Source organism: Brevibacillus composti (genome assembly GCF_016406105.1).
In the GTDB taxonomy this organism is placed as follows: Bacteria; Bacillota; Bacilli; order Brevibacillales; family Brevibacillaceae; genus Brevibacillus; species Brevibacillus composti.
On sequence record NZ_CP066308.1, the window covers coordinates 1,613,279 to 1,635,839 of the forward strand.

At 57.0% G+C, this 22,561-nt stretch carries 17 protein-coding genes; 16 read left to right on the forward strand and 1 reads right to left on the reverse strand.

Going from position 1 to position 22,561, the window contains the following annotated elements:
* Window positions 1-111 precede the first annotated feature (111 nt).
* The gene (gene bshC, locus JD108_RS08470) at window positions 112-1,734 is read left to right on the forward strand and encodes a bacillithiol biosynthesis cysteine-adding enzyme BshC (RefSeq protein WP_198829395.1); all 1,623 of its coding nucleotides are present in this window, start codon (window positions 112-114) and stop codon (window positions 1,732-1,734) included.
* A gap of 370 nt (window positions 1,735-2,104) precedes the next feature.
* Window positions 2,105-3,154 (forward strand): S-layer homology domain-containing protein, encoded by a 1,050-nt coding sequence (locus JD108_RS08475; RefSeq protein ID WP_198829396.1) that lies wholly within the window; start codon window positions 2,105-2,107, stop codon window positions 3,152-3,154.
* A gap of 60 nt (window positions 3,155-3,214) precedes the next feature.
* On the opposite strand, the gene JD108_RS08480 is transcribed toward JD108_RS08475, so the two are convergent.
* Entirely contained in the window at window positions 3,215-4,498 is a 1,284-nt protein-coding gene (locus JD108_RS08480) for an APC family permease (protein WP_198829397.1), read from the reverse strand.
* A gap of 141 nt (window positions 4,499-4,639) precedes the next feature.
* On the opposite strand from JD108_RS08480, the gene JD108_RS08485 reads away from it, so the two are divergent.
* The 14 genes from JD108_RS08485 to murA all read left to right on the forward strand — a co-directional run bounded on the left by JD108_RS08485 (window position 4,640) and on the right by murA (window position 22,558).
* Window positions 4,640-5,560 (forward strand): LysR family transcriptional regulator, encoded by a 921-nt coding sequence (locus tag JD108_RS08485; RefSeq protein ID WP_198829398.1) that lies wholly within the window; start codon window positions 4,640-4,642, stop codon window positions 5,558-5,560.
* 101 nt (window positions 5,561-5,661) lie between these two features.
* Window positions 5,662-6,921 (forward strand): adenosylhomocysteinase, encoded by a 1,260-nt coding sequence (locus tag JD108_RS08490; RefSeq protein ID WP_198829399.1) that lies wholly within the window; start codon window positions 5,662-5,664, stop codon window positions 6,919-6,921.
* A gap of 152 nt (window positions 6,922-7,073) precedes the next feature.
* Complete coding sequence (mraZ, locus tag JD108_RS08495; protein ID WP_198829400.1) at window positions 7,074-7,505, forward strand: division/cell wall cluster transcriptional repressor MraZ; 432 nt, start codon at window positions 7,074-7,076, stop codon at window positions 7,503-7,505.
* Window positions 7,506-7,579: 74 nt separating this feature from the next.
* Window positions 7,580-8,524, forward strand: coding sequence for a 16S rRNA (cytosine(1402)-N(4))-methyltransferase RsmH (gene rsmH / locus JD108_RS08500; protein ID WP_198829401.1), 945 nt, complete (start codon window positions 7,580-7,582; stop codon window positions 8,522-8,524).
* 34 nt (window positions 8,525-8,558) lie between these two features.
* Window positions 8,559-9,008 (forward strand): cell division protein FtsL, encoded by a 450-nt coding sequence (locus JD108_RS08505; RefSeq protein WP_228728355.1) that lies wholly within the window; start codon window positions 8,559-8,561, stop codon window positions 9,006-9,008.
* Window positions 9,009-9,163: 155 nt separating this feature from the next.
* A complete protein-coding gene (locus JD108_RS08510; protein ID WP_198829402.1) occupies window positions 9,164-11,881 on the forward strand; it encodes a PASTA domain-containing penicillin-binding protein in 2,718 nt (905 codons plus the stop codon).
* A gap of 184 nt (window positions 11,882-12,065) precedes the next feature.
* Entirely contained in the window at window positions 12,066-13,991 is a 1,926-nt protein-coding gene (locus JD108_RS08515; RefSeq protein ID WP_198829403.1) for a stage V sporulation protein D, read from the forward strand.
* Window positions 13,992-14,111: 120 nt separating this feature from the next.
* Window positions 14,112-15,590, forward strand: a complete 1,479-nt coding sequence (locus JD108_RS08520; RefSeq protein ID WP_198829404.1) for a UDP-N-acetylmuramoyl-L-alanyl-D-glutamate--2,6-diaminopimelate ligase — start codon at window positions 14,112-14,114, stop codon at window positions 15,588-15,590.
* Window positions 15,591-15,633: 43 nt separating this feature from the next.
* Window positions 15,634-16,605 (forward strand): phospho-N-acetylmuramoyl-pentapeptide-transferase, encoded by a 972-nt coding sequence (mraY, locus tag JD108_RS08525; protein WP_198829405.1) that lies wholly within the window; start codon window positions 15,634-15,636, stop codon window positions 16,603-16,605.
* Window positions 16,602-17,966 (forward strand): UDP-N-acetylmuramoyl-L-alanine--D-glutamate ligase, encoded by a 1,365-nt coding sequence (gene murD / locus JD108_RS08530; RefSeq protein ID WP_198829406.1) that lies wholly within the window; start codon window positions 16,602-16,604, stop codon window positions 17,964-17,966. The genes mraY and murD overlap by 4 nt, the downstream gene beginning before the upstream one ends.
* Window positions 17,967-18,040: 74 nt before the next feature.
* Window positions 18,041-19,135, forward strand: coding sequence for a stage V sporulation protein E (gene spoVE / locus JD108_RS08535; RefSeq protein ID WP_198829407.1), 1,095 nt, complete (start codon window positions 18,041-18,043; stop codon window positions 19,133-19,135).
* A 37-nt stretch (window positions 19,136-19,172) separates the two neighbouring features.
* Window positions 19,173-20,270, forward strand: a complete 1,098-nt coding sequence (gene murG / locus JD108_RS08540; protein ID WP_198829408.1) for an undecaprenyldiphospho-muramoylpentapeptide beta-N-acetylglucosaminyltransferase — start codon at window positions 19,173-19,175, stop codon at window positions 20,268-20,270.
* Window positions 20,271-20,380: 110 nt separating this feature from the next.
* Window positions 20,381-21,286 (forward strand): UDP-N-acetylmuramate dehydrogenase, encoded by a 906-nt coding sequence (gene murB, locus JD108_RS08545; RefSeq protein WP_198829409.1) that lies wholly within the window; start codon window positions 20,381-20,383, stop codon window positions 21,284-21,286.
* Between the two features lie 15 nt (window positions 21,287-21,301).
* Window positions 21,302-22,558 (forward strand): UDP-N-acetylglucosamine 1-carboxyvinyltransferase, encoded by a 1,257-nt coding sequence (gene murA, locus JD108_RS08550; RefSeq protein ID WP_198829410.1) that lies wholly within the window; start codon window positions 21,302-21,304, stop codon window positions 22,556-22,558.
* The last annotated feature ends 3 nt before the right edge of the window (window positions 22,559-22,561 follow it).

Consider the following 22,561-nt stretch of genomic DNA (forward strand, 5'->3'; position numbering starts at 1 on the left):
CAAACGAGCATACTTACACTTTGACAACCCATTTCGTGGGTTGTTTTGTTTTGTGGGGAAGGGGGGCATGGTATAATTTGCAGTGACACGGAGTAAGAAAGGTGAGCCTCTATGAACGTTGAATGTTTATCCCTTCCGTTGGCCAACAAATTGGCTGACGATTATTTGCAGGGCAAGGAGAGCGCCTTGCGCTTTTTTGCCCACCATCCGTACCGCACTGAATCTTATCAGGCGCGGATCGAATGGCTCGCGCAACATGAGATTCCCCACCGCAGCGAGCTTGCGGACGGGTTGCATAGCTATAACCGACAAATTGGCAATCATCAGGAAGCGCACGCCAACATCGACATCCTGCGGGAGCCGGGGACGATGGTGGTCATTGGCGGCCAGCAGGCTGGCGTGTTGACGGGTCCTCTCTATACCATATACAAGGCCGTTCATCTGATTCAGGCAGCCAAACGCTTGCGCGATCAACACGGCGTCCCGGTCGTCCCGGTATTTTGGATCGCCGGGGAGGATCACGACATCGACGAAATCGATCACGTATACGGCATGACGGACCATGAGACCCGGCTGCACAAGCTGAAGATGGAGCTGCCCCGCAGCGGACGGCCGTCGGCGAGCAGCGTGCCGCTGGATCGGGATGCTTGCCGGTCCTTTCTCGATCAGGTATTCGCCCTGATGACCGAGACGGCAGAGACAGCGTCGATCCGGACCTGGGCAGAGGAGGCAGCCGCGGCGTCCGAGACTGTGGTTGATTGGTTTGCGCGGCTGATGGCTCGCCTGTTTGGCAAGCACGGCCTGATCCTAGTGGAGTCCTCGCTGCCTTTTCTCAGAGAGCTGGAAAAGCCGGTCTTCACCGAGGTCGTGGAGCGAAATGAAGAGCTGAGCTCCCTGTTGGCAGCCGCGGCCGGCCGGCTGGAGCAAGCCGGCTATCCGCTCCAGCTGGAGGGAGGAGGACAGGAAGCCAATCTGTTCCTCTACGAAGGCATGGATCGGCTGCAGCTGCTGCGGCACGGCGATCATTTTGTCACCCGGCGCGGCATTTACACCCGGGCGGAATTGCTGGAGCTGGCTTCGGCAGATCCCTGTCGCTTCAGCGCCAATGTGGTGACCCGGCCGCTCATGCAGGAGCATCTCTTTCCCACGCTTGCCTTTGTCGCCGGTCCGGGAGAGATCGCTTACTGGGCGTATTTTAAAGAGGTGTTCGAAGCTTTTGGCAAAGAGCTCCCCATCGTGCTGCCGCGGATGTCCGTCACGCTGGTGGAAGGGGCGATCGCCCGTCTGTTGAAGGATTTTGATCTCGGGATCGATCGCGCCCTGATCTCTTTTGCCGAGTGGCGGGCAGCGTGGGAGAGCAAGCAGGGGCCGCATCCGTTGGCAGACCGCTTCGAAGAGGTGCGTGCCGCACTGCAGGAGCTGTATCGCCCCCTCGTCGGGGATGTGGCCCATCTGGAGCCGGGGCTGCGGCAGCTGGCCGAGAAAAATGCCCAGCGTCTTCTGCAAAATGTCGACTTTTTGGAAAGCCGTTTGGAGAGGGCATTGGAGCAGCGGGAGGATATCGGCAAACGCCGGCTGTACCGCCTGGAAGCGGCATTGTTTCCCGCTGGCGGACTGCAGGAGAGGAAGCTCTCGATATTGCCCTTTCTTAATAAATACGGGCTCTCCTTCGTGGATCGCCTGGTCGAAGCGCCGTTTGTGCATGACGGCAGCCACCAGGTCGTCTATCTGTAGATCTGCCGCCGCTCGTGCGGAGACTGGCATCCGATGCGATGGCATCCGCCGATGCGATGGCATCTGCTGATGCGGGCATCACGGACACTCCGGCATCATCCGATCATGTATGGCTGTTGAACTGCGAAGCTGCGATGCAGCGAATCGACATAGCCAGGAGCCGCACCTGTTTGAAGGTGCGGCTCCTTTTCATGTCCTCATGCCCCGCCAGCAGCTGAGAGTTTGGGAATGAGGTGGCCAATCCGGCTTTTCACATGGTATGATGGGAAAAGTTACCTGACCGATTGTTGTCATTTGTCGAAACATTTCAAGTATATGATCGTCTTACCTGGTAATAGGAGATTTGCTGCGAAAGGTGGTCAAGCTTTTCATGCGAGGCACAATGACAAAGACAGGAAAATGGCTATTGATCGCTGCCATATCAGCAACAGGGATACTGACGGGTGCTGGCAATGGGCTGCCGAGGGCGGAGGCCCGCTTAACGGATCCGATCAGCAGCAGGAGTTTTTCAGATACCCAGAGTCATTGGGCCAAAAAAGAGATTGAGGAAGCGGTCCGGGCCGGTTGGGTACAAGGTTTTCCAGACGCGACTTTCCGACCGGAACAGCCCGTCTCTAAAGAGCAGTTCATGGCATTGCTCGAGCGTGTGCTCCCTGCTTATCAGGGACACGAGCCGGAAGAATTTACGCGGGAGCAGTACCTCGCAGATGTGCAGGGCCGCTGGTCGGAGAAAACGTACACGCATTTGCTGGCCGCAGGGATTATTCCCTATGGCAAGCCGGATGAGCCGCTCACCCGCGTAGAGGCCGCCAGATTGTCGCTGGCAGCGCTGGGGAAACAATCCGAGGGGGAGAAGTACAGAGGAACCGCTTCCCGCTTTTTTCGCGATATTTCACCGGATAACGAATACCAGGTGCTGATGGTCTACCCGATCTACAAGCTGGGCGTGATGACCGGTTTTCCGGACGGGTCGTTCCGGCCCGAGGAGCGGGTCAGCCGGGCGCAGGCGGTCGTCCTTTTGAAGCAGATCAAAGAGGCCATCGCAGAGCTCTACCCCGGCCAGGTGACCGAAGCGGAGCGCCAAGCGATGACCAAAGCGGTGAGCACGTTTGTCACGGCCGTCATGGATGAGGAGAAGATCCGCCGCTATGACGATTTGGTGAAGTATGTGGAGGAGAATAAATGGCCGGTGACGGAAAAGTTTCTCCAGGAGCACTTCTCGTTTATGAAGTACGAAGTCTATGATTTCGCCAGATTCCCGCGCTTTGACGAGCTGATCTACTATGCCAAGATCAGCGAGGGCAAGTACAGAATGACCGTCCAATACTACTCTGGCGAGCTGGGCGGCAGCCTCGACCGAACCTTCTATCTCGCCTCCGAGGACGGGAAGAATTTTCGCTTGATCGGAAAAGACGAATAAGATCGGGCTATTTGCCGCAACCGAAGCGGAGCCCTTCGTGATTGCCTTGGCAGCCGCCGCTCACATCGAGCGGGTACGGCTGCTTTGCTTTTGTCTCTCCACCAGCAGCAGGACGGCGGCGATCGCCAGCGGATAGAGGGCGGACCAGCCGAGAAACGGATAGAGGGATACGGTCACGATCAGCGATGTCCAGGCGGCAAGACGTCCGTAGCGGCTGTTTTTGAGCAGGCGCACGCCGGCGAGACAGCCCCCGATGTAGGTGGCAAAAAACGTGGCGTTGGGAAACTGGATCAGGCGCGTGAGATCGATCCACTCCAGGGCCAGGACGGTTAACACCAGACTAAAGCAGATGGCTAGAAAGAAGAGTCCGCCTACGGGCGTTTGGTATGTCCGGTGAAGATGGCCAAACCAGCGGGGGGCGCTTCCTTGGCGAGCCAGGGCATAAGCGATGCGGGAGGCTGCACCGACATAGGCATTGACCGTGGCTACGCAGATGAACAGCGCGGTGATGCCGACCACCCAACCGCCTGCCGGACCGAGCGAGAGCTGCACCATGACGCTGAGCGATGCTTCTGACCGGCCCTCCCCGTAGCTGTGGGTGGCGACTGTGAGCAGCGCGACGGAAAAATACAGCAGCGCGACGATGCCGGCACTCCAGAGGACGCCGCGCACCGCGTTTTTCTCTGGATCGACGAATTCCTCCGACAGATGGGTGACGGCCTCCCAGCCGATAAAGCACCAGAACAACAGGCCGGCCACCTGCAAGACACTCAGCCAGCCCTGCGGGACAAAAGGGGTAAAGTGGGAGACGGAGGCATGCGGGATCGCGGAAATCACGGCCAGCACCAGAATCGCGGCGATCAGCCCGACGACGATGGTCTGCACTTTGCTCGCCACCTGCAGCCCGAAGATGTTCATGATGATGACGGCCACAAGGATCATCCCGGCGGCGAGATAGACCTGCAGCGGGCTCCAGTCCAGGAGCACGGCGGCGTAATGGGAGGCGGTCACCGCGACGATGGGGGCGCCGATCGGCACCGAGAGCAGGAAGAACCAGCCGACCAGATTGCCGGCGAAATCGCCGTACACCATCCGCACAAAGGTAGAGACGCCGCCAGAGCTGGGGTGTCGCGCAGACAACAGCCCCATGGTGATCGCCATCGGGAGCACCAGGATGGTCATGAAGAGCCAGGCGAGAATCGAGGCAGGCCCTGCGATTTCCGCAGCTAGGCCCGGCAGGAGCAGCACGCCGGAGCCGATGACCGCGCCGATGTACAGCGTCACGATATGCGGCAGCGACAATGTTTTTCGAAGTCCGGTTGCGTGCGACGGGGAATTTTCCATAGGGAACCCTCACTTTTTTAGTAGCTTTGATCCAGACACTGGATGACATAGCTGCAGTGTAGCATAGACGGAATCATCGGAGTTATCTATAATAATTGATAATACGAATCGGAAAAAACGATTGAGATCGAGGTGAGCCCGATGGATACCCGCTACTTGCAAACCTTTCGCGAGGTGGCCAAATGGCAGAGCTTTACCCGCGCGGCCGAAGTGCTGGGCTATGCCCAATCCAGCGTAACCACGCAAATTCAGAATTTGGAGCAGGAATTCGGCGTCACCCTGTTTGAGAGATGGGGGCGCAAAATTAAGCTGACCCAAGCCGGAGAGGTCCTGCTGGATTACTGCGGACAGCTCCTGGGACTCCTGGATGAAGCCAGGATGCAGCTGAGTGAGCAGTCGCAGATGGCGGGGACGCTGACGATCGGCACCGTCGAGTCCCTGGCCGCTTTTTATTTGCCGCCCTACCTGCAGCGATTTCGCCAGGAACAGCCGCAAATGAAGGTATTGCTGACGCCGGGGATCTGCCACGAGCTGCGCCAAGGGGTAAAAGACGGCAGCTATGACTTTGCGATCGTCCTGGACTGGCTGCAGACGCATCCCGACTTGGCCAGCATCAACCTCGGGGAGGAAAAGCTGGTTGTGATCGCATCCCCCGAGCATCCGCTGGCGGCGATGGAGCGGATCGAAGCCGCCGATTTTGCCGGAGAGCAGTGGATTTTTCCGGAGGCGGGATGCAGCTATCGCGCAATGATCGAATCCGTCCTGCGGGACTGCGGCACTAGCAAGGAAACCTCGCTGGAGTTTGGCAGCCTGGAAGCGATCAAGCAATGTGTGGCCTACGAGCTGGGAATCGCGCTGGTGCCGCTGATCGCTGTGCATGAGGAAGTGAGCAAGGGGACGCTGGTGACGCTGCCCTTTTCCCATCCGGACATCCGGGTATACCGGCAAGTGGTCTACCACAAGAAAAAGTGGATGCCCCGATCCATGCGCCATTTTCTCGACCTGCTGATGGGCAAAGAGGGAGCGGCGGATACGGTAACTAGCAAAAACAAACCGGAATAGTAGTTTTTTTAGTTTTCCGGGCGTCGTTCAGATAGGAAAAAGGAAAGTCCTGTGGTAAGATTAATCGTAGTTTTTTGTAGAAGAAGGAGGTTCATCCGTTCATGAACATGGTTTCTGAAAGCATTGTAAAAGATATGGCACTCGCGCCAAATGGCCATCTGAAGATCGACTGGGTAAAAGAACATATGCCGGTGCTCAACCGCATCCGCGAACGCTTTGAAAAAGAAAAGCCGTTTGCCGGACTGAAAGTGGCAATCTCGCTCCACCTGGAGGCGAAAACCGCTTACCTGGCGAAAGTCGTGCAAGCGGGCGGAGCCGAGGTAACCATCACCGGTTCCAACCCGCTGTCCACGCAGGATGACGTCTGCGCGGCGCTGGTAGAGGACGGCATTCGCGTCTTCGCCAAGTACAATCCATCTCCGGAAGAGTACAAGAGCCATATGATCAAAACACTGGAAACCCGCCCTGACCTGATCATCGACGACGGCGGCGATCTGGTAACCATCCTGCACAGCGAGCGCCGCGATCTGCTCTCCCAGGTGCGCGGCGGTGCCGAGGAGACCACGACCGGGATCCTGCGCCTGAAAGCGCTGGAAAAGGAAGGCAAGCTGGAATTCCCGATGGTCGCGGTAAACGACGCTTTCTGCAAATACTTGTTTGACAACCGCTACGGCACGGGCCAATCCGTATGGGATGGCATCAATCGCACGACCAACCTCGTCGTCGCCGGCAAAACCGTCGTAGTCGTCGGCTACGGCTGGTGCGGCAAAGGCGTGGCGATGCGGGCCAAAGGTCTGGGCGCGAAAGTGATCGTGACCGAGATCGACGCGATCAAAGCGGTCGAAGCCTATATGGACGGATTTGAAGTCATGCCGATGAGCGAAGCGGCCAAACACGGCGACTACTTTGTCACCGTTACCGGAAACCGCGACGTGATTCGCAAAGAGCATTTTGAAGTGATGAAAGATGGCGCCATTCTCTCCAACGCCGGTCACTTCGATGTCGAAGTAAACAAAGTGGAACTGGAAGCTTTGTCGAAATCCAAGCGCACCGTTCGCAAAGATATCGAAGAATTTGTCCTCGCTGACGGTCGAAAAGTGTATCTCCTGGCCGAAGGACGTCTGGTCAATCTGGCTGCAGGCGACGGCCACCCGGCTGAAATCATGGACATGACCTTTGCGCTGCAAGCAGTTTCTCTGGAGTACGTGAACAAGCAATACGAATCCATCGGCAAGCGCGTGCTGGATGTGCCGTACGAGTTGGACGAGATGGTGGCACGCTACAAACTGGAAGCGCTGGGGATCGGAATCGACAAGCTGACCGACGAGCAAAAGGCATATCTGGACAGCTGGGTCGAATAATTTCGCGAATCCCGTCCTTTCCCGGAAAAATAATTAACGAAAAATCCTGCTTACAAAAGCAGGATTTTTTCTTTATAATAGCTAATAGGTGTCCAAGTGGGGAAAAGTGGGGGAAAGTGGAGGTCATTTGGAGGAAAGTGGGGGGATCGGCCGTGTTCATGGGTGAATATCAACATAGCATCGATGACAAAGGCCGCCTGACGATCCCTGCCAAGCTCCGCGATGGCCTCGGCGCCTCGTTTGTCATTACCCGCGGACTCGACCAATGCTTGTTCGTCTATCCCACGGAAGAGTGGAAGGCTTTGGAGGAGCGGCTCAAGACTTTGCCGTTTACCAAAGCGGATGCGCGCGCATTTACACGCTTCTTCTTTTCCGGCGCATCGGAATGCGAGTGGGACAAGCAGGGAAGGGTAAATATACCGCAGACACTTCGCGATTACGCCGCGCTGCAAAAGGAGTGCGTCGTGATCGGCGTATCCAACCGCGTGGAAATCTGGAGCAAAGAACGTTGGGAGGATTATCTTGCCCAGTCAGAAGGGTCTTTTGCGGAAATCGCTGAGAAACTCGTGGATTTTGACCTATAAGACAACCAGACCGATGCATCAAGAAAAACAGTGCGGGGAAGCTTGATATCCGAAAAGCACTGACAGAACTGGGAGTGACGGCTTTGTCATTTCATCACGTAACCGTATTGCGGGAAGAAGCCGTTGACGGATTGAACATTCGGCAAGATGGCATCTATCTCGATTGCACGCTCGGCGGCGCGGGCCACAGCAGCCTGATCGCTTCGCGGCTCTCTCCGGAGGGGCGGCTGATCGCCATCGACCAGGATGATTGGGCGCTGGAAAATGCGAAAGAACGGCTTTCGCCCTACATAGATCGAGTCACCCTGGTGAAAAGCAACTTTCGCCACCTGAAAGAGATCGTAGACGATCTCGGCCTGGACGGTGTCGATGGAGTCCTGTTCGATCTGGGCGTCTCCTCTCCTCAGCTGGACGAGGGAGAGCGCGGCTTCAGCTACAATGCCGACGCCCCGCTGGATATGCGAATGGATCAGCAGGCGCCGCTCACTGCCTATGAGATCGTCAACGAATGGGACGAGCAAGAGATCGCCCGTATCATCTGGGAGTACGGGGAAGAGAAATTTTCCCGGCGAATTGCCCGGCAAATCGTCCAGCGCAGGCAGCATGCGCCTGTGAAAACCACCGGTGAACTGGTCGAGCTGATCAAAGAAGCGATACCGGCCGCGGCACGCCGCACGGGTCCGCATCCAGCCAAGCGCACCTTTCAGGCGATTCGGATCGCGGTCAACGATGAGCTGGATGCCTTCCGCGATGCCGTGATCGATGCGATCGGCATCTTGCGGCCAGCGGGCCGCGTCAGCGTCATTACCTTTCACTCGCTGGAGGATCGGATTTGCAAGCAGGTCTATCAGGATTTTGCCAAAGGATGTACTTGCCCGCCGGCGTTTCCGATCTGCACCTGCGGAAATGAAGCCATCGTCAAGATCATCACCCGAAAGCCGATTTTGCCGTCGGAAGAAGAACTTGAGGCCAATCCCCGCGCCCGTTCCGCCAAACTGCGGGTAGCGGAAAAATTATAACGCTCGCAGCCAGAGCCAGAGGAGGGAGACCGAAATGAGCTACTACTACCGAGGAAATCTCGCGGTAGAACTGGAAGAGTCACCGCGTTCCACCACCCAAAAGAAAACGAAACGGACTGTTCGCATCAAGCCGTCCATTCCGACCGGGGAAAAGCTGATGTACCTGTTTTTGATCAGCCTCGTAGTCGCAGGCGTCGGCCTGGTCGGTGTGCGCTATTCGCAAATCTCGCAGCACAACTACGAAATCCAGCGTTTGAAAAAAGAGATCAGGGTGAATAAGGAGACCAACAGCAGTCTTCAACTGCAGATCGAACAGTTGAGCAACCGGGACCGGATCATCATGGAAGCAATGAGAATGGGAATGGTGTACAATCCGGAGGCTGCTCATGTGGTCGGTCAATCCAAGGAGATGGCAGAGAAGAAAAAGAACTCGGCAGCCGCTTCGAGCCAAGCAGAAACGAATGAGCCTGCTGCAAACAACTGATCACATAGGATTGCGGAGCAAATGTTACTTACTGTGCAAGTAAGTAACATTTTTTTCGTAAACGGTCGTTTTTTGTTACTTTAGACCTAAGTGATCGTAGAAATGAAGCTGTCAAATGATGAAATAACGAGATTTTCGGGGTTGGAGTGAGAAAAGTGGACTTAAAACGGCGGATCAATTTGCGGATCATCTTTCTTGCGCTTACCGCGATTCTGATGTTTTTAACGATGACGGTCCGGCTCTGGTGGATTCAGACGGTCGATGCGGCCTATATCATGGGCAAGGCCAAATGGGACTGGGAAAAGACGCTGAAGCCCAAGCGGGGCGCCATTCTGGACCGGAACGGGGAGTATCTTGCTTTTGAGGGCAAGGCGTACGACATCAGCGTAAGGCTGAAGCCGCGTGATGAACGGGACCAGGATGTGCTGAAGGATCCCTATTATACGGCACAGGTGCTGTCGCCTGTCCTGAATGCGCCGATGGATCAACTCCTGAAATATTTGACCAATCCCACGGCAAAGGTCGTGGAGCTGGGACGGTATGGCAAAAAGATCAGCGAGGAGCAGAAGCTCTATATCGAAAAGATGCAGTATCCCGTCCTGCCAAACGGCGAACAGGTGAAGACCAACCAGCTTCCCGGGCTGATCATCACCGAGACCACCCGGCGCTACTATCCAAACAACAGCTTTGCGGCCCACGTCATCGGCTACATGGACTTCGACGACAATCCGAAGATGGGGCTGGAGCTGCAGTTCGACAAGGAACTGCGGGGAGAAAAGGGGGAGATGCAAGTCCTGACAGACGGGGCGGGCTATCAGCTGCCTGACGGGGAGCGCAAATACAAACCGGCCAAGGACGGCCTGAATGTCTACCTCACCATCGACAGGACGATCCAGGACTATGTCGAGCAGGCCCTCGACAAGGCGGAGGAAGAGTACAAACCAAAATCGATGACCGTCGTGGTCGCCGATCCGCAAACCGGGGAGATCCTGGCGATGGGCAACCGTCCGCAGTTCAACCCCAATACCTACTACAAGGGGATCACCAACTACACGAATCATGCGGTCGGGACGATGTTTGAGCCGGGCTCGACGTTTAAGATTATCACACTGGCGGCAGCCATCGAGGAAGGCAAATTTAATCCCAATGAGATGTATCAATCCGGGATGTACAGAAAGTTTAAGCCGCCGATCCGCGACCATAACAACGGGGCCGGTTGGGGAGAGATCAGTTTCCTCGAAGGCGTGCAGCGCTCTAGTAACGTCGTATTTGCCATCATGGGGTATGACTATTTGGGCCCGGAGAAATTAAAAAGCTATTTTGAAAAATTCGGGATCGGCTCCAAGACGGGAATCGAATTGCCGTACGAACAAAAGGGGATTCTCAATAACCTGATGAATCCGCGTTCGCAGCGGGACATCGCCGTTACAACCTTTGGCCAAGGGGTGGCGGTCACGGCGATCCAACAGGTTGCAGCGGTCGGTGCGATCGCCAACGGCGGCGAGCTGTTGAAGCCCCATATCGTCAAGGAAATGCGCGATCCGCTTACAGGAGCCGTCGTCAAGCGGAATCAGCGGGAGGTCGTCCACCGCGTGGTCAGCGAAGCGACTGCCAAAAAGACGCGCGACATTTTGGAGACGGTGATCACCGGCGAGCATGGTACGGGGGAAGCCTATGAAATCAAAGGCTATCATGTGGCGGGGAAAACCGGAACGGCTCAAAAATACGACGACAAAGGGAGAATCATGGAGGGACAGCACTACATCGTCTCCTTTATCGGTTTTGCTCCCAAAGACAACCCCCGGCTGCTGGTCTACGTCGTCGTCGACGATCCCACGACCACGGACAGTTACACGACGTGGGGAAGAAAATACGTCGCCCCGATTTTTAAATCGATCATGGAGAGAAGCCTCCAGTATCTGCAGCAAATGCCGGATTCTGCCGAGGCGGAAAAGGCGGCAGAAAACGTGACGGCGCAAGCGGTTGCCAGCGTAGAACAGGTTCGCGAAATCAGCATGCCCAAACTGGTCGGCATGTCCACCACAGCGGCCAAGCTGAGGGCGGAACAGGACAATTTCGCCGTCTCCATCATCGGGACGGGGACGAAGATCGTCAACCAACTGCCCGCGCCTTATGAAAAAATGGTTCCGGGTGCGGCCGTCACACTGGTGACTGACCGGATCGAAGGGACGAAGATGCCCGATCTGACGGGGAAATCTTTGCGCGAAGCGATGGAATTGGCTTCTCTGATGCAGCTGCAGATGTCCAGCTACGGCATCGGCTTCATCACGCAGCAGAGCATCCCGCCAGGAACGGTGCTGAAGGGAGGAGAGCAGCTGCAGATAACCTTGCAGCCGTCATCGGACCAGCCTGTACCGCTTCCGGATGCCAATCATCCCGGGTCCCCGGATGCGCCCGCAGGCCAAGCGGGCGAAACGCAGCCCGGCACGACGAACGACGGCGAGAATGCGCGGGAGGCTGCACCTGCAACCGGATCCGGCTCGCCAGGAGGCGGCGAGGCAGGACCCGGTTCGGGAAATGGGCCCCCCACAGGAACAGCACCCGTACCAGGTACTGCGCCCGCTCAAGGTACGGATGCGGTCACCGGAGCAGTGCAGACGGGTACGCCCGGCGTGATGCAAGCAGTTCCGCCCGGTTCCGCCGGAGCCGTGCAGCCCGGGGTCTACCCGCCTGTCTACCCCGGCTATCAGGGCTACCCGCCACAGGGCTATCCACCGACGATTCCCGTCGGCAACACCCCGCTTCCGGCCGGAACCACGGCCATCCCTGCCGGCGGCGGACAGGGGCTGCCGGCCGGCCAAATGCCGCTGCCGTATCCATACCCCACCCAGACCGTACCGAACGGTCAGTAGGGCCACGTTCCGTATTGTTGCTTCCCCGCTGGAGGCCGCCCGGACCTGGGAGGAGAAGCACCTATACACGATCTTCGTCCACACGGTACCCGCACACGCCCCGCACGAGCAGCGGGGTTCTAACCTGTCCCCCTGACGAATAGGCTAGAGAAGAGACAACCTGTGTCATAAGGGGGAACTCGTTGTGCGGGTATCCAATGTAACTGTGAGACGCCGTATTTTCGTCGCATTGGTGATCGGAATCGTGCTGTACACGGCGCTGATCACGCGGCTCGGCTATGTGCAGCTGGTTGCCGGGCCAAAGCTGCAAGAGAAGGCGCACGAGCTGTGGAACCGGAATATCAAATTCGAGCCGAAGCGGGGACGCATCCTCGACCGCAATGGCAAGGAGCTGGTCAGCAATATCAGCGTGCCCTCGGTCGTCGCCATCCCCGTGCAAGTCAAAGACCCCCACGATACCGCCAAAAAACTGGCCGTCGTGCTGGGGCAGCAGGAGGAGACCGTCTACAAGGCGATTACCAAGCGACAGAGCATCGAAAGAGTGCCCGGCGGCAGAAAAATCTCTCCGGAAAAAGCCCGCCAAATCCAGGATCTCAACCTGCCCGGGATCTTCGTGGTGGAGGATTCCCAGCGCTTTTATCCAAATGGGACGATGGCCGCCCATCTGTTCGGTTTTACGGGGATTGACAATCAGGGCTTGACCGGGCTGGAGCGCATTTACGACCCGTTTTTGAAAGGGACGCAGGGGCACATCTCCTATCTGTCCGACGCCCGCGGCCAGGCCATGCAGGGAGGCAGCGAAGAGTACGTGCCGCCGGTCGATGGCATGGATATGTACCTGACGATAGACAGCAGCATTCAATCGTTTATCGAGCGCGAACTGGATCAGGCGATGGTCGCCTACCAGCCGGACGACGTCCTGGCCATCGCAATGAATCCCAAGACCGGAGAGATTCTCGGCATGGGCAGCCGCCCCACGTATGACCCGGCCCGCTACAGGGACTATCCCAGCGAAGTATACAACCGCAACCTTCCCATCTGGAAAACGTACGAGCCCGGCTCCACCTTCAAGATCGTCACGCTGGCCGCCGCGCTGAACGAAGGAGAAGTGAAGCTGGAGGAGGGCTTTTTCGATCCCGGCTATATCATGGTCGCGGGGAAGCGGCTCCGCTGCTGGAAAAGGCAGGGGCACGGACAGGAGACGATGCTGGAAGTCGTGGAAAACTCCTGCAACCCGGGCTTTGTGACGATGGGCCAGCGGCTGCAGAAGGAGCGCCTGTTTGAGTACATCAAAAAATTCGGCTTTGGCCAGAAGACAGGCATCGACCTGATCGGGGAAGAAAATGGCCTTCTGTTTCGGATGGATCGCATCGGTCCTGTGGAGTTGGGGACGACTTCCTTTGGCCAAGGGGTATCAGTCACTCCGATTCAGCAGATGGCAGCCGTCGCGGCGGCCATCAACGGCGGCAAGCTGATGAAGCCTTTTGTCGCAAAGGAATGGCGGGACAGCGTGACCAATGACATCGTCGGCCGAACGCTGCCCACCGAGGTGCGGCAGGTGATCACCCCGGAGACCTCGGCCAAAGTCCGCTACGCATTGGAGAGCGTCGTCGCCAAAGGCACCGGGAGAAATGCTTACATCGAAGGATACCGCGTTGGCGGCAAGACGGGTACTGCGCAAAAAGTGCGGAACGGACGATACGTCAACGGCGAATACATCGTATCGTTCATCGGCTTTGCCCCGGCGGACGATCCGCAGATTGTCGTCTATTTCGCTGTGGACAATCCGAAGGCGCTCGCTTTCGGGGGCTTGATCGCCGCGCCGAGCGTCAAAAACATCATGGAGTCTTCGCTCCAGTACCTGGGCGTTCCCAAGCGCAAGGACGGCATCGAACGGGAGATCAACCGCGCGCTCGGAGACAAGCGCTATATCGAAGTGCCGGAGATGGTCGGCTTGTCCATGCGGGAGATCGTCACCGCTTACGACACACTGCCGCTGGTGGTGGAAGGCAAGGGTACGCATGTAATTCAGCAGGCGCCGCAAGCGGGCGAGAAAATCGAAGAAGGCTCAAAAATTCGCATCTATCTTGGTGACAAATCAAGCGATTAACTATAAAATGAGATTTCGGAGCGGGGCTTTGTCGAGACTTGTACACAAGTGCGGACACTCCGCTCTGAAGAATTCCCAATGCTTTTGTCTATACTAGGGAAAGAATGGGGTGCCAGTTTTATGTTGCTTCGGGATCTGCTTGCTCCCTTGCTGCCAGTCAAGGTCACAGGGGAAGACAGCATAGAGATTACGGGTTTGACAGCAGATTCACGCAAAGTAAAACCCGGATGCTTGTTTATCTGCTTGCCCGGTTTTACTGTCGACGGCCATCAGTTCGCGGCGAAGGCTGTGGAGATGGGCGCCGTCGCTGTATTAGCTGAAAAGGATGTCGATGTGCCGGCCACCATTGTTCGGGTACCAGATACCCGCAGAGCAATGGCGATGCTGGCTGACCGTTTTTATGGATCGCCCACGCGGACATTGAAAGTGATCGGGGTCACGGGGACGAACGGAAAAACCACGACGACGCACCTGATCGACAAGATTCTGCACGATCAGCAAAAACAGACCGGTCTCATCGGGACCATCCATAGACGGATCGGCGAAGTAACGGAAGAGATGAAAAACACGACCCCGGATGCCCTCGAGCTGCAGGAGAGCTTCCGCCGGATGCTGGACATCGGCACGGAGTACGCGACGATCGAAGTCTCTTCCCATGCGCTGGAGATGGGGCGCGTCCGCGGCTGTGAGATACATACCGCTGTCTTTACCAACCTGACGCAGGATCATCTCGATTACCACAAGACCATGGAGAATTACCGTCACGCCAAATCGCTGCTGTTTGCGCAGCTCGGCAATGTCTACGACCCCAAGCGGCTGAAAACGGCCGTGTTGAATGCTGATGACGAGGCTTCCGCGCTGTTTGCCACGGTAACCCCGGCCCGCGTGATCACGTACGGGATCGACAAGCCGGCGGACGTCAGAGCGGAAGAGATCTCGATTAGCACCCAAGGCACGTCTTTTGTCGCCCACACCTTCGCGGGCTCCATCCGACTCTCGCTGAAACTGATGGGCAAATTCAACGTCTACAATGCACTGGCGGCGATGGCGGTGGGACTGGCGGAAGGGATTCCGCTCGCGGAGATCAAATCCAGCCTGGAGCAGGTACAGGGCGTCAACGGCCGCTTTGAAGCAGTCAATGCCGGTCAGCCCTTTGCGGTGCTGGTCGACTACTCGCATACCCCCGACAGCCTGGAAAATGCTTTGACGACCATCCGGGAGTTTGCCAAAGGAAAGGTATTTTGTGTCGTCGGCTGCGGCGGCGACCGGGATAAAACCAAGCGCCCAATTATGGCGCAAATTGCAACAAAGTACGCAGATCTCGCCGTCTTAACCTCTGATAACCCCCGCTCCGAGGAGCCGGAGGCGATCATCTCCGACATGCTCGCCGGCCTTGCGGAGACTGCGCCGGAGCGCTACACCTCCATTGTAGATCGGCGGGAAGCGATCCATCATGCCGTCTCGCAGGCGAGCGAGGGGGATGTCATCCTGATCGCCGGAAAAGGGCATGAGACCTATCAGATTATCAAAGGGGAAGTCCTCTCCTTCGATGACCGGGAAGTGGCAAAAGAAGCCATCGCTCTTTGGAAAAACGAATAGAGGCGCCTGTTTATGAATAGCATCAGAGAAAGGAGGGTCGGGCATGTTCGCTGACAATGTACTCCTCGTCACGATCGTAGCCGCGTTTCTTATCGCAGTCCTCATCGGTCCCTTGTTCATTCCCGTGCTTCGCCGCCTGAAATTCGGGCAGGCGATCCGGGAGGAAGGACCGCAATCCCATCAGAAAAAAGCAGGGACACCCACCATGGGGGGTACCATCATTTTGTTGGCACTCATTTTTACCGTGCTCAAATTTGCCAATGCGACCATCGAGGTTCTCTTTTTGATGCTGGTTACCATCGGGTACGGATTGATCGGCTTTCTGGATGACTACATCAAAATCGCCAAAAAACGAAATCTGGGGCTGACGGCCAAGCAAAAATTCACCGGCCAGATCCTGCTCGCAGTCGGCGCTTATTATTTGCTGCATCTGATGGGGCACGACACGTCGCTCCACCTTCCGGGCACACCCTGGAAACTCGAACTCGGCATTTTCTACTTTCCTTTCCTCTTGTTCTTGCTCGTAGGCACGACCAATGCGGTCAACATCACGGACGGATTGGACGGTCTTTTGGCGGGAACGGGGGCGATCGCCTTCGGGGCCTATGCGATTATCGCCTGGTTCAGCCAGAGCTTTGACACCGCGATCTTCAGCGCCGCTGTCGTCGGGGCCGTACTCGGATTTCTGGTATTTAACGCCCATCCGGCCCGCGTCTTCATGGGGGACACGGGCTCGCTCGCGCTGGGCGGGGCATTGGCCGGGATCGCCATCATGACCAAAACCGAGCTGCTCCTCGCCATCATCGGCGGCGTCTTCGTCGTCGAGACTCTGTCTGTCATTTTGCAGGTCGTCTCTTTTAAAACGAGAGGCAAACGCATTTTCCGCATGAGCCCGTTGCACCATCACTTTGAACTGACGGGCTGGTCGGAGTGGCGCGTCGTCGTTACTTTTTGGCTGGTCGGGATAATTTGTGCAGGGCTTGGCGTATACCTAGAGGTGGTGACGCTGCGATGAATCGCTATCAAGACAAAAAAGTGGTCGTACTTGGCATGGCAAAAAGCGGTGTAGCAGTGGCAAAACTGCTGCACCGCTTTGGTGCGCATGTCGTGGCAAATGATCAGAAACCGCGCGAAGAAGCGGCCGGCGCGGAGGAACTGGAAGCGCTCGGCATCCGCGTCATCTGCGGCGGACACCCGGATGACCTGATTCACCCGGGAATCTCGCTCGTCGTCAAAAATCCCGGCATTCCCTACGAGGCGGCTCCCGTCGCCCGGGCGCTGGAGCTGGGGATCCCCGTCGTGACGGAGGTGGAGCTGGCCTATCAGGTATCCCGCGCGCCGATGATCGGCATCACCGGCTCCAATGGAAAGACGACGACCACCACGCTCATCGGACTGATCCTGCGCGAAGCGGGCATCGATGCCTTGACTGGCGGAAATATCGGCACGGTCCTGTGCGGACTGGCCGAGGAGGCGCGGCCCGACCAATGGCTGGTGGCCGAACTGAGCAGCTTCCAGCTGATGGGGACGGCTGCTTTCCGTCCCAAGATCGGGGTGCTGCTGAATGTGTATCCGGCTCATCTGGACTATCATCACACGATGGACGAGTACCGGGCAGCCAAATGGAAGCTCTTTGCCAATCAGACGGCGGATGACATCGCGATTTTGCCCTACGATCAGGCCGATGCTTGTCCGGATCTGCAGTCGCTTGCCGCACAGGTCTACTTTTTCAGCAAGCATCGCCCCGTTCCGCGTGGCACCTATGTAGAAAATGGCAGCATTCTCTTTGTAGGAGCTGCGGGGGAGCGCGAAGAAATACTACCTGTCGAAAAGCTGTCTGTCGCCCATCTCGACAATGCGCTGGCAGCCGCACTCGCCTGCAAGCTGGCGGGGGCGGACAACGGCTCCATCGCCCGTGTGCTGGAGAGCTTTGCCGGGGTGGAGCACCGGATGGAATACGTCGCGACCATCGCGGGCGTAAAGTATTACAATGATTCCAAGGCAACCAATGCGGAGGCGGCTTCCCGCGCGCTTCAGGCATTGAAAGAGCCGGTTGTCTGGATCTGCGGCGGCCTGGACAGGGGTGTGACGTTTCACGACCTCATTCCCGTGATCCAGCCGCGAGTCAAAGCGGTAGTTGCTTTCGGGGAGACGGCCCCGATTTTGCTAGCCCGCGCCAAAGAAGCAGGAATCAACACGCTGATCCATGTCGATACTGTGGAAAAAGCTGTGATCGCCGCTTCGGAGGCAGCGTCGCCGGGTGATGCGGTATTGCTCAGTCCGGCTTGTGCCAGCTGGGATATGTTCCCGTCATTTGAAGTGAGGGGAAGCATGTTTAAGGACGTTGTGCATAGACTTAAAACAAGCCTAGCATAACGCCTTGTCCCTCAGCTTCACTGCTTGCCATGGTTGACCTCCCGGGACGGCGTGAGAAAGGATGACTTTGCACGATGAGCAAGGTACGCTCTGCCCCCGACTTCATGATTATTTTTGCAACACTTTTTTTATTAGGAATTGGCATCGTGATGGTCTACAGCGCCAGTGCCATCGTTGCACAGCGGGCTCCCTTTAACGACCCGTACTTTTTTGCCAAGCGGCAGCTGATCTTTGCGATTCTCGGGATTACCTCGATGTATGTCATGATGAACATCGATTACTGGGTATGGAAACAATGGGCAAAGATCGGCTTTCTGATCAGCATCGCGCTTCTCGTCGTGGTTTTGATCATCGGGATCGAGGTGAACGGCTCCAAAAGCTGGCTGGGCATCGGCGCTTTCGGGATCCAGCCGGGTGAGTTCGCCAAGCTGGGCGTGGTCGCATTTTTGGCCCGCTGGCTCTCTGACAACCAAAAACAGATCGTGCTGTTTCGCAAGGGATTGGCACCTGCGCTGGCGATTCCCGTGGTGTGCTTTGGCCTGATTATGCTGCAGCCGGACCTGGGGACCGGGACGGTGTTGATGGGGACGGCGGTGGTGATGATCTTCGCCGCAGGGGCACGGATCAGCCATTTTATCGGATTGGGCATGATCGGTGTCGCCGGCTTCGTCGGCCTGATCCTCTCGGCGCCGTACCGGATCAAGCGGATCACGTCCTTCCTCGATCCCTGGCAGGACCCGCTCGGTACAGGCTATCAAATCATCCAATCCCTCTATGCGATCGGACCGGGCGGCTTGTTTGGACTCGGTCTCGGGCAGAGCAGGCAGAAGCACTACTACCTGCCGGAGCCGTACAATGACTTCATCTTTTCCGTGATTGCGGAAGAGCTGGGCTTTGTCGGCGGCACGCTGGTGCTCCTGGTCTTCCTCCTCTTGCTGTGGAGGGGCATGCGGACCGCGATCATGGCTCCCGATCTGTACGGCAGCCTCTTGGCGCTCGGCATCATCGGGATGATCGCGATTCAGGTCGTCATTAATGTAGGCGTAGTGACGGGAATGTTCCCGGTTACGGGCATTACGCTCCCTTTTCTCAGCTACGGCGGTTCTTCGCTGACCTTGATGCTGACAGGGGTAGGGGTATTGCTGAACATCTCGCGTTTCTCCAGATAGAAAGACAGAATAAGGCAAACAAGGTGAAGGTGATTCTATGCGCGTGGTCCTCACAGGCGGAGGCACAGGTGGACATATCTATCCGGCGCTTGCGGTGGCGAGAGAAATTACTCGCCAGGAACCGCAGGCTGCCTTTTTGTACATAGGAAGCAAGATGGGCCTGGAGGCGGACCTGGTGCCGCGGACGGGCATTCCCTTTCAGTCCGTGGAGATCTCCGGATTGAAGCGAAAGCTGACATGGGAAAACGTGAGGACCTTGTGGAAATTCCAGCGCGCAGTCTCTGCATCCAAACGGATGCTGCGGGAATACTGTCCCGACGTCGTCATCGGCACAGGCGGGTACGTCTGCGGCCCTGTGGTCTATGCGGCGGCGCGGTTGGGCATCCCCACCGTCATCCACGAGCAGAATGTAGTTCCCGGCTTGACCAATAAATTTTTGGCCCGCTACGTCAATCAAGTGGCGGTCTCGTTTGAAGAATCCCTGTCCTTTTTCCCGGCAGCCAAGACAGTATTGACCGGAAATCCGCGCGCCACCGAAGTGATGCACGGCGACGCGAAAGCCGGCAGGGAGTTCCTCGGGGTGGGGGAGGACAAGCGTATCGTCCTGATCTTCGGCGGCAGCCGGGGGGCGCGCGCGATCAATGAAGCGGCGATGGCGATCGCCTCCCGCATGGAAGAGTGTAGAGACACCCATTTTGTCTACGTCACGGGCAAGATCCACTACGAATCGGTTACGGACAGGTTAAAGGAAAAAGGTGTGGAACCTCGCAACCTTTCCGTCTTTCCATTCGTCCACAATATGCCGGATCTGTTGGCGTGCACCCATCTTTTGGTGGGGCGGGCAGGCGCTTCCAGTCTGGCGGAGTTGACGGCTCTCGGGGTGCCTTCGATTTTGATCCCGAGCCCATACGTCACGAACAATCACCAGGAGAAAAATGCCCGCGGTCTGGAGCGGCAAGGTGCCGCCGTCGTGATTCTGGAAAAGGAATTGAGCGGAGAGAGACTGTGGGAAGCCCTGGTGTCGATCCTCGGGGATCAGGCACGCTGGGCCGGAATGCGGGAGAGCTCCCGGAAGCTGGGGATGCCGGAGGCCGCAACGGACATTTATCAGCTAATGAAGAGATTGATCAAGTAAGCGGGGTTTTTTCGTCCGCTGTCACGCAAAAATGGGCGATCGCATAGTATGGAGCAAACACGTGATAAGGCCTAGATGCAACCCTAGCATGTGTATCAGGAGGTTCACATATGAAGAGAATCGCAGATGAGTTGAGGCAGGCAGATGTTGGAAAAGTGTGGACCAATGAACCTCTCGCCAACCATACAACGTGGCGGATAGGGGGTCCTGCCGATTTGTTAATCCAGCCCAAGGATAAGTCAGCCTTGTTGACAGCCTTGAACATCATCCGTCGTCATGAGATTCCTTGGAGCGTGATCGGGCGCGGTTCCAACCTTCTGGTGAGGGACGGAGGGATACGCGGAGCCGTGCTGAAGGTGGCTGAGGGCTTGAGTCACTGCGAATTCAGGGGCGAAGAGGTGCGTGTGGGTGCCGGATATTCCATGATCCGCCTGGCGACAGAAACGGGAAAGATGGGATTAACGGGTATGGAGTTTGCGGGAGGTATTCCTGGTACAGTCGGCGGAGCCGTTTACATGAATGCGGGGGCGCACGGATCGGATCTGTCACGGATTATCAAAGATGCCGAAATCCTCTTTGACGACGGTGAAGTGGTCGTGTTAAGCAACGAGGAACTGAACTTCAGCTACCGTACGTCCCTTTTGCAAGAGCGCAAGGGAATCGTATTGGAAGCGCGCTTCGGACTGCGTCAGGGCGACCGCAAAGAGATCGCGGCAACGCTGGCGGCCAACAAGGATCGCCGCCGGTTGACACAGCCGCTGCAGATGCCATGCGCCGGCAGTGTGTTTCGCAATCCGCCCGGCGATCATGCGGGTCGCCTGATAGAAGCGGCGGGCCTAAAAGGCTTTCACATCGGCGGAGCGCAGGTTTCCGAGCTTCACGCGAATTTTATCGTCAATCGGGGAGGAGCCACGGCTGCCGACGTCCTCACCTTGATTACACACATCCGATGCACGATCCAGGAGAAGTTTGGCGTCGAGATGCATCCGGAGGTCCTGGTGGTGGGCGAGGGGTAACACGGAGGTGAAAATTTGGATACTTTTGCGATCGAAGGCGGAAGACCTCTGTCCGGTTCGCTTCGGATCCAAGGAGCCAAGAATGCTGCCCTTCCCATCCTTGCCGCGACCGTGCTCGCGGAAGGGCAATTTTATATTTACGATGTTCCCCACCTCAGGGACATTGAGGTGATGCTGGAAATCTTGCAAGCGTTGGGAGCAGATGCCAGACATGCAGACGGGTGCGTGGATCTGGATACTACATCTGTCTCTGTCTCCCACGTGCCTGATGATTTGATGGGCCAAATGCGCTCTTCCATCTTTTTGGCCGGTCCCCTGCTGGCCCGTCTCGGCGAGGTCACCATCTCCCGCCCGGGCGGCTGTTTGATCGGAGAGCGGCGCATTGACCTGCATCTGGCCGGCTTGACCGCGCTCGGTGCGAAAATCGAGGAGGCAGAGGGCTATATTACGTTTCGGGCAGATCAGTTGTACGGTACCAATATCTTCCTCTCCTTTCCCAGTGTCGGGGCTACCGAAAACATCATGATGGCGGCTGTTTTGGCCAAGGGAACGACCCGAATCTGCAATGCGGCCAGAGAGCCGGAGATTATCGATTTGCAAAATTTTCTCAATGCCATGGGGGCCCGCATCAGCGGCGCCGGAACGGACACCATTGAGATTCACGGTGTTCCCAAGCTCCGCTCAGTCAGCTACCGCATCATACCGGACCGGATTGTGGCGGGGACCCACCTCCTCGCTGTCGGAGTGTCGCAAGGACACATCGAACTGACCAATACCATTCCCGAACACTTGACGGCTTTAATTGAAGTAGCACGCAGCTGCGGTGTTGAAATCAAGACCTACCATGATATAATGGAAATCAAGAGTACAGGTAGTCCGCGTGCCTACGATCGGATTATCACGTCACCGTTCCCGGGGTTTCCGACGGATCTGCAGGCGCAGCTCATGGTGTTCCTTTCTCTGGCAAATGGAACCAGCGTGATCAAGGAAACCATTTTTGAGGGAAGATTCAAACACGTCAATGAATTGGCCAGAATGGGCGCCTCTATCTACGTCGATCTGGGGTCCGCAATCATCCGCGGCGTCAACAAACTCTCCGGGACGACTGTGGAGGCGAGCGACCTTCGGGCAGGAGCCGCGCTTGTATTGGCGGGTTTGGCTGCAGAGGGTACGACCACGGTTTCGCAGATCCACCACATCGACCGTGGCTACGAAAAGTTGGAGTTGCAGCTGCAGCAATTGGGTGCCCGCATCACCCGAGTGGCGACATAGACC